The organism is Shewanella baltica, assembly GCF_900456975.1.
Classification (GTDB): Bacteria; Pseudomonadota; Gammaproteobacteria; order Enterobacterales; family Shewanellaceae; genus Shewanella; species Shewanella baltica.
This window is the reverse complement of sequence record NZ_UGYM01000002.1, coordinates 3,232,206-3,245,754: the sequence shown is the minus strand read 5'-3', so window position 1 is coordinate 3,245,754 and position 13,549 is coordinate 3,232,206. Positions and strand designations below refer to the sequence as shown.

Annotated in this window: 8 protein-coding genes; 7 read left to right on the top strand and 1 reads right to left on the bottom strand. The window is 48.5% G+C overall.

Annotation, left to right across the window (positions count from 1 at the left end; translation table 11 throughout):
• The first annotated feature begins 73 nt into the window (after positions 1-73).
• The 3 genes from DYH48_RS14610 to DYH48_RS14600 all read left to right on the top strand — a co-directional run bounded on the left by DYH48_RS14610 (position 74) and on the right by DYH48_RS14600 (position 2,578).
• Entirely contained in the window at positions 74-1,291 is a 1,218-nt protein-coding gene (locus tag DYH48_RS14610; RefSeq protein ID WP_115335207.1) for a BCCT family transporter, read from the top strand.
• 14 nt (positions 1,292-1,305) lie between these two features.
• On the top strand, positions 1,306-2,010 hold the full coding sequence (locus tag DYH48_RS14605; protein WP_115335206.1) for a TorF family putative porin: 705 nt from the start codon (positions 1,306-1,308) through the stop codon (positions 2,008-2,010).
• Between the two features lie 91 nt (positions 2,011-2,101).
• Positions 2,102-2,578 (top strand): MarR family winged helix-turn-helix transcriptional regulator, encoded by a 477-nt coding sequence (locus tag DYH48_RS14600; protein ID WP_011846259.1) that lies wholly within the window; start codon positions 2,102-2,104, stop codon positions 2,576-2,578.
• Positions 2,579-2,705: 127 nt separating this feature from the next.
• Here DYH48_RS14600 and DYH48_RS14595 read toward each other — a convergent pair whose 3' ends face one another.
• The gene (locus DYH48_RS14595) at positions 2,706-3,335 is read right to left on the bottom strand and encodes a peptidylprolyl isomerase (protein ID WP_115335205.1); all 630 of its coding nucleotides are present in this window, start codon (positions 3,333-3,335) and stop codon (positions 2,706-2,708) included.
• Positions 3,336-3,940: 605 nt separating this feature from the next.
• On the opposite strand from DYH48_RS14595, the gene malQ reads away from it, so the two are divergent.
• The 4 genes from malQ (at position 3,941) to DYH48_RS14575 (ending at position 13,459) form a co-directional block, all read left to right on the top strand.
• On the top strand, positions 3,941-6,367 hold the full coding sequence (malQ, locus tag DYH48_RS14590; protein ID WP_115335204.1) for a 4-alpha-glucanotransferase: 2,427 nt from the start codon (positions 3,941-3,943) through the stop codon (positions 6,365-6,367).
• Between the two features lie 114 nt (positions 6,368-6,481).
• Positions 6,482-8,713 carry a 1,4-alpha-glucan branching protein GlgB gene (gene glgB, locus DYH48_RS14585; RefSeq protein ID WP_172481195.1) on the top strand — a complete coding sequence of 744 codons (2,232 nt, stop codon included), beginning with the start codon at positions 6,482-6,484 and terminating at the stop codon, positions 8,711-8,713.
• Between the two features lies 1 nt (position 8,714).
• Entirely contained in the window at positions 8,715-10,916 is a 2,202-nt protein-coding gene (glgX, locus tag DYH48_RS14580) for a glycogen debranching protein GlgX (protein WP_172481194.1), read from the top strand.
• A gap of 11 nt (positions 10,917-10,927) precedes the next feature.
• Complete coding sequence (locus tag DYH48_RS14575) at positions 10,928-13,459, top strand: glycogen/starch/alpha-glucan phosphorylase (RefSeq protein WP_115335203.1); 2,532 nt, start codon at positions 10,928-10,930, stop codon at positions 13,457-13,459.
• Positions 13,460-13,549 lie beyond the last annotated feature (90 nt).

Below are 13,549 nucleotides of genomic sequence, written 5' to 3'. Positions count from 1 at the left end.
TGGAGTTAAATTTTATGGATTCATATCCTCATGCCTACTTATATCCAGTATCGACTGGGGCGGAGTGCACCCTATGACCTGGTTATTATCCGCAGGAATACTGTTCACTTTTGCCGCGATTGCGTTTGTGATTTATCGCTGGGGTAATATTCGCTGTATCGGGGTGACGCCTGTGCGTACGTTTACCTTTATCGCGATTCTGTTCACCTCTGGCCTTGATGTCGGCTTGATCATGTTTCCGCTGACCGAGTTTGCCGGTTACGCCAATGTGGCGGCGAGTCCCGAGTACGGCTTTACCAATCCGCTGGCGATTGAGTTTGGCTTTTGGGCATTTTTGATTTGGGGTTTCTACTTTTTAACCTGTTTCTATTTTTGTGTGATTGAACCTAGGGTGAAGTTTTTCGACATTCCTTGGGTCAAGTTCATCAATAACATTGTGATAATTGGCACCTGTGCTTTTACCGCCTATTTGTTACTCAGCAATTTACCTTGGTATTTACCCGAATTAGGTGATGGTGAAACCATAATCGGTAGCTTCTATTTGATTGTATTTATGGTCATCGCTGCGGCGGTATATTCCAGTACTAGCATACGTTATGTGCGTATTTTGAGCTTATCGAGCACTTGGTTATTTTTGGGTTTAATTGCCATGATGTGGGCCAATGCATTTTTATCGGCTGACTCGAGTGTGGGCGAGTTCTTTACGACCTTTGCCATGCTGGGTGACTACTTCGGCAATATTCAACATTTTGTTTTACCCATCAACGACTACCATGAGTTTTATCTGTTCTGGTGGTTTGCGTGGAGCATTATGATTGGTCAATTTACCTCGCGCTTTGTCGGCGGGATGAGAACCTACCAAGTGTTGCTGGCCATGATGGTGTTTCCGTCTATCCCTATCGCTATCTGGTTCACCGTGCTTTATTACTACAGCGCCAATGGGTTAGATACCTCGGGCTTCTATAATCTGGCGATGGTGATTGTAGGGGTGACCTTTGTGATTAACTCACTCGACTCACTGGTACGCCTGTATACCGACAATCTTAATCTGACGATTGAGCGTTTAGGCAAGCTTAAATATGTCAGCTTTAACTTAGTGTTGCTCTGCAGTCTGACATTACTCTTTCAATTAGACTTTCTTCAAATTCAATGGGTTGGTGCAATCGCACTGGGCCTGATCTTTAGCTGTTTTGGTTACATCATGATGACGCAATTTCAAACAGTTCGTGCCATTGAGCGCTCGCCAAAAGAGAACAAAATCGACTTTACTAAAATTGAGCTAGCTAACTAATGGAAAAATTAATAATGAAATCAAAATGTTTTTATCTTGTCGCCGGCGGATTGTTATTGATGTCGACTGCGGCGAATGCCGGATTATCGGCCACTGTGACGGCGACGTCGGATTACACTTTTAACGGTGTCAGCCAAACGGACAACGGCCCAGCACTGCAAGGCAGTCTGGATTACGGGTTTGATTCGGGCTGGTACGTGGGCGGCTTTACCTCGAACGTCGACTTTGGTGGTAGCGATGATACTTGGTTAGAGCTCGATGCCTATGCGGGTAAGTACTATCAGCTGAATAAACAATTGAGTCTCGATGTTGGGCTGGCCTATTACACCTACCACGGCGATTCCTTCTCCGATGAGTACAACTATCCTGAGCTGTATAGCAAGCTGGGTTATGACACTTCACTTGGCCACTCTGAAGCTAAGTTAACCTACACATGGGACTACTTTGGTTTGGGCGGCGGACATTACACTATGTTGCTCGGCCATACGATTAGCGTTGCCGAAGGCCATGATATTCGCTTCAGTGTTGACCGCTCGACGTCACTCGATGAAGACAAATGGCCATGGGATGGCGGTAAATCCTTTAATCACTTCCGCGTTGCCTATATGACCAGCTGGAGCGGCTTTGATTTCAGCCTTGCTGCTGAAGATACCAGCATGAACTTAGATACCAGTGACGAGCGCCTAGTGTTGTCGGTATCGCGTCAATTCATGTTGTAATCTAAGGGACTTTTACCATAAAAGTGCTTCCTCTTGGTGAGTTCAGTCGCGCTTTCTGGTAAGGTGCACTGGACAACTGGGACGGGACATTATGGAAAAGTACGAACAACTGCTCATTTCGCTGCGTCGAGTGATACGCGCTATCGACATTCATTCTCGCCAGCTGAACAAACATTCAGGTTTAACTGGGCCGCAATTGATGGTGATGCAAAAAATCGCCCAATTGGATGCGCCATTGGCGAAAACTGTGGCGAAAGAGATCACGTTGAGCCCTGCGACTGTGACGACCATTATCGATCGTCTCGAGGGCCGTGGTTTAGTGATCCGTTTGCGCAGTGAGACTGATAAACGTAAGGTGCATTTATACCTTAGCGATGCGGGACGAGCGCTGTTACAGGACTCGCCTAAACCGTTACAGGATCATTTTATTAAGCGTTATCAGAATCTTGAAGAATGGGAGCAGAGTCAATTGCTCTCTGCCGTTGAGCGTATCGCGACTATGATGGACGCCGATAAAATTGATGCGGCGCCTATGCTCTTGGTCGGGAAGATCCAAGGCGACGAGTAATCGTTTAGATCATGTTTTAAATGATTAGACGTTAAAATCGATTAGTTTATAAAATGAAAAAGCACTGAAAATTCAGTGCTTTTTTGCTTTTAACTCGATGTCGTTTAGCTGTGCGTCTTTTACATACTTAAGCTGCAGGGCAGCTTGTTGTAGCCACGGAGTTAATCAGGATTTCTTGTACTGGCGTGTTGGCAAAACCACCGCTACTTTTTGTTGGAACTATGCTTATCTGATCCGCCACATCCATGCCGTCAACCACTTTGCCAAACACGGCATAACCATAATTGCTCGCAGACGAATCCAAATGTGGATTATCTAACACATTGATAAAGAACTGTGATGTTGCAGAATTAGGGTCATCCGTGCGAGCCATGGAGATAGTGCCACGTTTGTTGCTAATACCGACTGCGGCTTCATTCTTGATTGGGGCATCGCCTGGTTTGCTTTTGAGCCCTGTGGTAAAACCGCCGCCTTGGATCATAAAGTTATTAACGGTTCTATGGAATAAGGTGCCGTTATAGAAAGACTTATCAACATACTGCTTAAAGTTTTTACCTGTGATTGGCATGTTCGTTAAGTCAATGGCGAGTGTGATATCGCCTTTTGTGGTTTTCATTAAATAACATACATCCGCAGCTAAGGCTGGCGGAGTGGGATCGGGCGTCGGTGGCGTCGGCGTTAGATCACCATCTGTACTTCCTTCACAACCGGTTAAGGCTATGCAGCCGACAAACAGTAATCCTGATAACTTCTTCATTTCATATCCTTATTCTCAATCATCATTGGGGAGTTTCTGCTTTAGCGTTCCATCGAGCGAGCCTTTGGCGGATAAGCGAGGGCATAGCAGGCTCCATGAATTTAATGTTGTTATTATGTTTCTACGCTGTAGCGAGATGAGATGTTGACAGAGGAGAGATAGGCTGTTCAAGTTATAAAGTGTAATTGATACAAAGTGTTGCACCGAACTCCTTAGTCGATATGTTTTGGGTCTTATTCATTGGGTTTTAGTTCGAATGCTATGACATATAAATGTCTTACGCCTGTCATGTTATTTCTATGCCTTAGTTCCCTGCTTAGTGCTTGTCTTTTGTAACTGCCTCTCGTTACTGCTTTTCGTCAAGGCCTTGAGAAGCATGCTTGCCCTCTTGCTGAACGCATGCCCCAAGTTGGTGCGTTCCATGTTTATTATTTCGATTGTCACTGCGCGCGAACTTAACTGAGTGCTTCTAGTAAGTTACTGATTTTTTGAAAAAGTTTTTTGTTATTTCTCTGAAATATTTATGTCATCTTCTTGTTACTTTTGGTTGGCATGGTTACTGTATATCTAAAGCTATGGATGAGCGGTCGCGGGGGCGACAAAATATGGGGCTGGAAAAGTTGCTGTATTTGCGGGGGGTTGGAGCAGAATTTACTGATTGTTTTGGCCAAGAGATCCATATTTCCGAGGTAGACAGGCAAGGTATCTTGACCTGTATGTTACAGGGAAAAAACACTGTGGCAGGGACTGCCATTGATGCTTCTGCTACAGAGGCGTTATCGAGTGATGCTGGGCTGACTAACGTCGATGCGGTATTGACCGAAGCGCTGATCGCCTCACAAATTGACTTGCTGGATGCCCGTCCTTGGACTCAGGTGTTGCCCGAATTCCATTGGTGTTTTGTGGATGAACCTTGGATAAGCCTTTGTTTACCTGAAACCTATACTTCAGATCTGAGTGTGGCGATTGAATGCGAACAGGGTGAGTCTATCGTATTTGATGTGCCGTTCTCGGCGCTTAAGTCGATTGGCGATTACCGCATTGAACAAACGCTTTATCTCCACTATCGCCTTGATCTTACGCAACTGGGATTAGCACGCCTCGATTTAGCTGAGGCTAAGACCCAAGCTTCCCCTGAACATTCAATGCCCGCTGAGACTGAGGCGGTGAATTTAGCGTCTTATTTCCTGAGCAGCCAAGAGTTCACTAACAACCCTGCCTTAATCAAAAACCAAGACTCATTTGCGCATGCAGCTGACAAAAATGCGAGTGATTTCTCTGTGTTAGGTTTGGGCTTTCATCGTATAGCTTTAAGCTTAAAACATGCCCTAGAGATAAGTGCACCAGCGCCAAGCTCAGCGCTACAGAGCAGTGTGACGGCAGAGGCTGATACCAGCACTTTGTTTTCTGGCACCTTAATGGTCGCACCGCGGGCCGCTTATCAAGGCGTACTCACGGCTGTCGCCCAAGGTAAACGCCATAAACCTTGGGGGATCAGCGTTCAACTCTACAGTTTACGAAGCGAGAGCCAATGGGGCATTGGTGACTTTGGCGATTTAGAACAACTGATCGCGCTGGTGGCGGCGCAGGGCGCGGATTTCATTCAACTCAATCCCTTGCATGCCCTCGACATTGCGGCGCCAGAGCATCCGAGTCCCTATAGTCCGTGCGATCGCCGCAGACTTAATCCTCTTTATATTCAATTACAAAGCGTTCCTGAATACCAAGCACTTACCACTGAATTTTCAAGCGCGACTTGGATAGAGGCCATCGCCTTACTGAATCGTGACAATTGGCTCGATTATCCTAAGGTGAGTGAGCTCAAATACCGTGCCTTTGAGCAGTTATATCGCGTTTTTTGTGAAACCCATTTAGCAAACGACACGCCCAGAGCGCAAAGATTCCATGAGTTTGTGCGTGAGCAGGGCACTGCGCTGCAAGAGTTTGCTCAAGCGGAATACTTACGTAGCCCAAAAGCGTTTGTACAAGAGGAAGGTTTCTATCTTTACCTGCAATTTGTGGCCGAAAACCAGTTACACCTTTGCCAGCTAAAAGCGAAAGAAGTGGGCATGGGGCTGGGATTGATCCGTGATTTGGCCGTTGGCGCAGCGCTGCAGGGCAGTGAAGTACAGGCCAATGCCGAGCAGTTTTGTTTGAATGCCAGTATCGGCGCACCGCCCGATCCCTTTGCACCCCAAGGGCAAAATTGGGGCTTAACGCCCCTCGATCCGGTGAAGTTAAAACAACATAATTTCAGTCATTTTATCGCCTTGATCCGCGCCAATATGGAAAGCTGTGGCGCCTTGCGTATCGATCACGTGATGGGCTTACTGCGCCTCTGGTGGTGGCCACTGGATAAACAACTCGGCCACGGTGCCTATGTGTATTATCCCGTTGAAACCATGCTCGCTATCGTTTGCCTTGAGAGTCAACGCGCCCGCTGTGTGGTGATTGGTGAAGACTTAGGTCTAGTGCCACCGGACATTATTCATCGTCTCTACACTTCTGGCATTTACTCCAACGAATTGTTCTATTTCTGCAAAGACCATCAAGGCTTTAAATCACCGGATCAATACAAGTCCCAGAGCCTGATGATGCTGGCGAACCATGATGTACCGACCTTAGTGGCTTGGTGGTGTGGCAGCGATTTGCACCTGCGTCGACAGTTATCCCTGTTTGAAACTGACGACCAATTGGGTGAGGCGCTGGCTGGGCGTGAACATGAAAAGCAGCAGCTTATTTCACTGTTAGTCGCTCAAGGTCTGTTAGCCGAGGTGACGATAGCCGAACTCGATATTCAAACCTTGCTCACGGCTTGGATGACCCTAGGGGCTCGCGGAAATAGTGCGCTGTACAGCGTGCAACTGTGTGATTTATTAGCCGATCGCCATGCGGTGAACATTCCCGGCACTTGGCTCGAATATCCTAACTGGCAGCGGCGCTTGCCGCTGAGTTTAACGCAAGTGTCGGCTTCGCCGGAGATACTGCAGCGATTACAAAATATCGCTGCGGCGAGACAGCTGCCGAGCTAATGCTGCTGATCCAGTGCCACATTAAGCCATCCCTAAAGGTTCGATGTTTAGGGTGTGCTATGCGGATAAAGAGTGCCAATTTGCAAGTTTAATTGACTGATAAACGGAAGAAAAATGATGACTCAAGCCAATGCCTATTTTTACGATGGCGCCGACGTCGCCCTACTTAATGGTCAATACACTGATGTTTTTTCGCTCTTGGGTATGCACAGTGCCAACGAGGGTAAGGCATTAATTGTTCGTTGTTTTTTACGTAATGCAATCAGTGTGGATGTGATCAGCATTAAAGATGGCCGCAAAGTAGCGAGTCTGGACAAAGTTAACGAGCAGGGATTGTTCGCCGGTACGCTGGGGCGACGCGTCAAACCGTTTCTCTATTTGCTGCGGGTAGAATACCCCCTGTGTCAGCTAGATATAGTCGACCCTTATCAGTTTGATTCACTGCTCAATAGTGACGATATTTACCTGTTTGGTGAAGGCAGCGCCGAGCGCGCCTATGAGTTTTTAGGCGCCAACTGGCGTCAGACCCAAGGCGTTGAAGGTGTGCATTTTTGTGTGTGGGCACCCAATGCCAAACGGGTCTCTGTGGTGGGGGATTTCAACCATTGGGACGATACTTGCCATGTAATGCGCCAACATCTTGCCAATGGTTTGTGGGAGCTATTTCTGCCTAATGTGGTTGAAGGCGCCCACTATAAGTTTGATTTGGTTTATCAAAATGGTGAGCGTCATACCAAGTCCGACCCCATGGCGACTCAAATGGAATGCGCGCCCCATAATGCTTCTATCGTGCCCCCAAAAGCCCATCACAGTTGGAATGATACCGCTTGGATGAGTAAGCGAGCGGCGACTGCTTGGCATAAAGCGCCCATGTCGGCCTACGAAGTGCACTTAGGTTCGTGGCGTCGTAAGGGGGATCAAGGCGAGCAATATCTTGATTATCAAGACTTGATTGAACAGCTTATTCCCTATGTGAAGGAGCAAGGTTTTACCCACATTGAACTGATGCCGATCAGCGAGTTTCCCTTCGATGGTTCGTGGGGATATCAGCCTGTGGGTCTCTATGCACCGACCCACAGATTTGGTGATGCCAATGGATTAAAGGCCTTTGTGGATGCCTGCCATCAGGCGGGAATTGGAATCATCCTCGATTGGGTGTCGGCGCATTTTCCTAAGGATCCCCACGGCTTAGTGCGTTTCGATGGCACTTGTTTGTATGAGCATGAAGATCCTCGCAAGGGCACACATCCCGATTGGGATACCTTGATTTATAACTATGATCGCGGTGAAGTGCGCAGCTTCTTGTTGAGTAATGCCTGTTACTGGCTGCGGGAGTTTCATTTTGATGGTCTGCGTCTCGATGCCGTGTCTTCTATGTTGTATCTCGATTACAGCCGCGAGCCGGGCCAATGGCTGCCCAATGCTTATGGTGGTCGGGAGAATCTCGAAGCCATCAGTTTCTTACAGATTTTGAATCAACGCCTGTACCAAGCTTTCCCCGGCATTTGCATGATCGCCGAAGAGTCTACCGCTTTTGCGGGGGTGACTAAGCCGACGGATCAGCAAGGTCTCGGCTTTGGCTTTAAATGGAATATGGGCTGGATGAACGACAGCTTAAGCTACTTAGGCCGAGATCCGCTTTACCGCCAATTCCACCATCATCAATTGACCTTCAGTTTGATGTACGCCTATACCGAGCAATTTATGTTGTCCGTGAGTCACGATGAAGTGGTTCATGGCAAGGGCTCGTTGCTACATAAAATTCCCGGTGATGATTGGCAGAAATTTGCGACCCTGCGTGCATATTACGGTTTTATGTGGGGGCATCCCGGTAAGAAATTACTCTTTATGGGCTGCGAGTTTGGTCAGCGAAATGAGTGGAACCATAACCAGAGTTTAGATTGGCACTTATTGGCCTATGAACCGCACCAAGGTGTGCAACGTTGGCTTAAAGATCTCAATCACTTATATCAAGCCATGCCTGCCTTATCGGTTCAGGATTACGAGGGAGCAGGATTCAGTTGGCTAGATTGTGAAAATAGCCGGGATAGCATCTTTACCTTTGTGCGTTACGGTTTAGCGGGTGATGCGCCGTTAGTGTTTGTCATCAATATGACGCCCCAATTGCACACTGGGTTCCGTATTGGTTTGCCCTTGGCGGGGGATTACCGCGAATACCTGAATAGCGATAGCCAGATTTATGGTGGCAGTAACCAAGGTAATGCGGGCACTGTCGTTGCTGAGTCGCTGCCGTGGCAGGGCATGGCGCAGAGCGCGCTGATCACTGTGCCGCCCTTGGGTTGCCTAGTGATAGGGCCTGCAACTGGATTGGCTGAGGCGAACTAGTATGCAAAAGCCCACGGCTGATGATATCAAGCTCAACCCTGACGCTAAACATAACCCTTCTCAAAATGAGAAATGGGCCTTGGGCGCAGGTGAGCCTTTTCCGCTCGGTGCGAGTGTCGAGAGGGATGGCGTCAACTTTGCGTTATTTTCAGCTAACGCGACAGCGGTCGAGTTATGCCTATTTGATGACAATGGCGAGCAAGAAGTCGCGCGGATTGCGTTAACTGAACAAACCCAGCAAATCTGGCATGTGTTTGTGCAGGGGCTTAAAGCGGGGCAACTCTACGGCTATCGCGTTTATGGCTCCTATGAGCCTCAGCTTGGCCACAGATTTAACCCCAATAAGTTATTGCTCGACCCCTATGCGCGCCAGCTGGTCGGTGAATATATCGACCATGAGTCTAACTATGGTTACGAGCTGAATCACAAGGATGAAGACTTATCTTTCAGTAAGTTAGATAACGCTGCCTATGTCCCAAAATGTAAAGTCGTGGACATTCGTCCATTAATCGACATCGCCGCTAAGCAGTCGATTCAGCCCGTTGCGACGAGGTTTCAGCCTAAACCCCTAGAGCGCAGCATCATTTATGAGATGCACGTTAAAGGCTTTACGGCGGCGCATCCTGAGATTGAGCCTAATAAACGCGCCACCTTTGCGGGCTTGGCGACTCAGCCTGCTATCGATTATTTGGCCGAACTTGGGGTGACGTGCGTCGAGTTACTCCCAGTACAGGCCTTTTTTACTGAACCATTTTTGCTCGAGAAAAAGCTTACCAATTATTGGGGTTACAACAGTATTGGCTTTTTTGCCCCTGAGCCGAGTTATCTGTCATCCGACGATATTGGTGAGTTTCGCGCTATGGTGGATGCACTCCACGGTGCGGGTATCGAAGTGATCCTCGATGTGGTCTATAACCACAGCGCCGAGGGCAGTCGACTTGGGCCAACCTTTAGTTTTCGTGGCATAGATAATCTCAGTTATTACCGCCTGCATCCGAATGATAAGCGTTTTTACATTAACGATACGGGATGCGGAAACACCTTAAATATCAACCATCCACGTATGTTGCAGCTCGTGCTTGATTCGCTGCGTTACTGGGTAGAAATCATGGGCGTCGATGGATTTCGATTCGACTTAGCGGCCTGCCTAGGTCGCGAGGCCTATGGTTTTGATCCCGGCTCAGGTTTCTTCGATGCGCTGTTGCAAGACCCTGTGTTGTGCCGAGTAAAATTGATTGCTGAGCCTTGGGATATTGGCCCTGGCGGTTATCAATTAGGTAATTTTCCCGTGGCTTTTAGCGAGTGGAATGACAGATACAGAGACACTATGCGCCGCTTCTGGCGCGGCGATCACAGCATGTTGCCCGAATTTGCCAGGCGGTTTCACGGCTCAGGGGATTTCTTCGAGCATGGCGGCCGTCCACCCGCGACCAGTCTTAATTTTCTAACCAGTCACGACGGTTTTACCCTCAAAGATTTAGTGAGTTATACCCAGCGCCACAACTTAGCGAATGGGGAAGATAATCGCGACGGCCACCAAGAAAACTTCAGCCATCATTATGGGATTGAAGGGGAAACCGAAGATAGCGCAATTCTGGCACTTCGCAGTCGTCAACAACGTAACTTATTGACTACGCTATTTTTATCCCAAGGTGTGCCTATGTTGTTGAGCGGCGATGAAACGGGCCGCACCCAGCAAGGTAACAATAATGCCTATTGCCAAGACAATGAACTGAACTGGTTTGATTGGTCGGCAAAGGGCATGGACACTGAGCTGTTAGCCTTTACTCAGCAGCTTATCGCCCTGCGCAAACGTTTCCCGTTGTTATGCGCTAAACGCTTCATTCATGAACAGTTATTGGCCGAATCTTTAGCCGATACCGGTGCTCGCTTAGATTGGTTTAGTCGTCAAGGTGAGCAAATGACCAAGAGCCTGTGGACTGAGTCTATGTGCCGCAGTTTATCTGTAGTGCTTTCTGGTGACTTAGAAGGCCAAGGTAAGCAGCAAGCTCTATTGTTGATGGTCAATGCCGACGATAATCCTTTGGCATTTACGCCGCCGACTTTTGAGCACTTGAGTCCGTGGCAATGCCTGATCCATACCCAAACTGAGCCGCTGGATGCTCAGATCTCTACGACGCGATACTTGCTGCAAGATCGCAGTCTCATGCTTTTTCATGCTGATTTGATTTTCAAGAAATGAAGGAATTAACTATGACTGACGAAAGCGAACTGAGTCCAAATACCAGCGAAAAAACCGTATCATCCGCGCCAAAAGCGGCAAGTAAGAAGGCGCCAGCTAAGCGTCAGGCCAAACCTAAAGTCGTTGAACCCTGCGAGCCCTGCGATGCCTTGCCCGCTTCTTTTGAGCGCCATTTACGTTATGGACTCAGCCGTGGCGAAGGCGTGAGCTGCGAATTATTTCAAGCGCTGGCCTATAGCGTCAAAGAACAGATGCTAGACAATTGGCGTCAGACCCGTGTGGATGACAGCCATTTTCAGCGCAAGCAAGTGGCGTATTTATCCCTTGAGTTTTTGATGGGCAGGGCGCTGGGCAATGCACTGCTGAGTTTAGATTTACAACAAGATAGCCGTGATGCCTTGAGCAACTATGCAGTATCGCTGGAAGAGTTAGAAGAAGCCGAACATGATGCCGGTTTAGGTAATGGCGGCCTAGGTCGATTGGCGGCGTGTTTCCTTGATAGCTGCGCCAGCATGGACTTATCCGTGACGGGTTATGGCATACGTTATGAATATGGCATGTTCGCCCAGAAGATAGTCGACGGTTATCAGGTTGAGCGTCCCGACCGTTGGCTGCGCGAAGGCAATCCGTGGGAAGTGCGCGTGCCGACCCACAACGTGACAGTGCCGTTTTTTGGCCACACGGAATCCTATGTCGATAAACAGGGTCGCAGGCACATTATTTGGGTTGAAACCCAAGATGTGCTCGCCGTCGCCTATGACATGCCAGTTCCCGGTTATCGCAATGGACGGGTGAATACCCTGAGATTGTGGAAGGCCGAAGCGACCGATGATTTTGATTTAGCTGAGTTTAATCAAGGCGACTACACAGAAGCCGTGGCCCGTAAAAACTTGGCCGAGCAGATCACTATGGTGCTCTATCCCAATGATGCGAGCGAGAACGGCAAAGAGCTGCGATTACGTCAGCAATACTTTTTATCCTCCGCCAGTTTGCAAGATTTGCTCAAACGTTGGGTGAGTCGTCATGGTCATGATTTCACCCAGTTTGCCGCTAAAAATGTGATGCAGCTGAACGACACTCACCCCAGCATTGCCGTGCCTGAGTTGATGCGGTTATTGATCGACGAATACGGTTTGGAATGGGACAGTGCGTGGGCGATTACCAGCCAGACCATGGCGTACACTAACCATACCCTATTGCCAGAAGCACTAGAGCGTTGGCCCGTGCGTATGATGGCGCAGATGCTGCCGCGTATTTTAGAAATCATTTATGAAATCAACGCCCGCTACTTAGATTTAGTCGCCCACCATTGGCCGGGGGACGCTAGCAAACTGGCGAGTATGTCGATTATTCAAGATGGCCCCCATCCCCACGTGCGCATGGCATATCTGGCGATTGTGGCGAGTTTTTCGGTCAACGGCGTCGCGGGTTTACACACGCAACTGCTTAAATCTGGGTTGTTTAAGGATTTCTATGAGTTGTGGCCGCACAAGTTTAATAACCGCACCAATGGCGTGACCCCAAGGCGTTGGCTTGCCCATTGTAACCCTGCTTTAGCTAAGTTATTGACCGCCCATTTAGGTAAAGAATGGGTGACAGATTTGAGTCAGTTAACGGCGCTCAATGCCCTCACGCAGGACACGGCGTTTATCCAAAAATGGCGTGATGTGAAGCAAGCCAACAAAGCTTTGCTGGCGAAGATGATTGCTAAGGAATGTGGCGTCGAGTTCGATCCATCTATGCTGTTTGATGTGCAAGTGAAGCGTATTCACGAATATAAACGTCAACTGCTCAATATCTTACATGTGGTCCATCTCTATCATCAGATCCAACAAGGCCACACCGAAAACATGGTGCCACGTTGCGTGTTGATCGGCGGTAAAGCGGCGCCCGGTTACTTTATGGCTAAGTTGATCATCAAGCTCGCCAGCAATGTCGCCCACATGGTCAATTCCGATCCTTTGGTGACGCCTTACCTACGTTTTGCTTTCTTACCCAATTACAACGTCAGCGCCATGGAAAAAATCTGCCCGGGAACGGATTTGTCCGAGCAAATTTCGACCGCGGGTAAAGAAGCATCGGGCACGGGCAATATGAAGTTCATGATGAACGGCGCACTGACGATTGGCACTATGGATGGCGCCAATATCGAGATGTTAGAGGAAGTGGGTTCAGAGAACTTCTTCCTGTTTGGACTCAATGCAGAGCAGGTCTCAGAGGTACGCAACCACTATCATCCGCGCAGCATTATTGACGATTCACCGGCGTTATCTGAGGTGATGAAGTTACTCAAAAGTGGTCATTTCAATCTGCTGGAGCCGGGGATTTTCGATCCTATTATTGCCGCCATCGAAAGCAGCGACGATCAATGGATGACGGCCGCCGATTTCGACAGTTATCGAGTCGTGCAAGAAGCCGTGGCGCGGGCCTATAAAGATCCGCAGGTTTGGACGCAGATGAGTATTCGCAATACCGCCGCCAGCGGGCGTTTTTCGAGTGATGTGACGATCGCGGGTTATCGCGATGAAATTTGGAAACTGTAAGGGCTGGGCTCTGGGTTATAAGTCCTCTTGTTATAGCGGACGAGTATAAGGTTAAGTGTTTGAAAGGAATGCAGCAATCAATGGAAGGAA

Bases quoted from the DNA above. Each gene is read 5' to 3' on its own strand.
- DYH48_RS14600 (WP_011846259.1), top strand. From the start codon at position 2,102: ATGGAAAAGTACGAACAACTGCTCATTTCGCTGCGTCGAGTGATACGC.
- glgX (WP_172481194.1), top strand. From the start codon at position 8,715: ATGCAAAAGCCCACGGCTGATGATATCAAGCTCAACCCTGACGCTAAA.
- DYH48_RS14595 (WP_115335205.1), bottom strand. From the start codon at position 3,335: ATGAAGAAGTTATCAGGATTACTGTTTGTCGGCTGCATAGCCTTAACC.
- DYH48_RS14605 (WP_115335206.1), top strand. From the start codon at position 1,306: ATGAAATCAAAATGTTTTTATCTTGTCGCCGGCGGATTGTTATTGATG.
- DYH48_RS14575 (WP_115335203.1), top strand. From the start codon at position 10,928: ATGACTGACGAAAGCGAACTGAGTCCAAATACCAGCGAAAAAACCGTA.
- DYH48_RS14610 (WP_115335207.1), top strand. From the start codon at position 74: ATGACCTGGTTATTATCCGCAGGAATACTGTTCACTTTTGCCGCGATT.
- glgB (WP_172481195.1), top strand. From the start codon at position 6,482: ATGATGACTCAAGCCAATGCCTATTTTTACGATGGCGCCGACGTCGCC.
- malQ (WP_115335204.1), top strand. From the start codon at position 3,941: ATGGGGCTGGAAAAGTTGCTGTATTTGCGGGGGGTTGGAGCAGAATTT.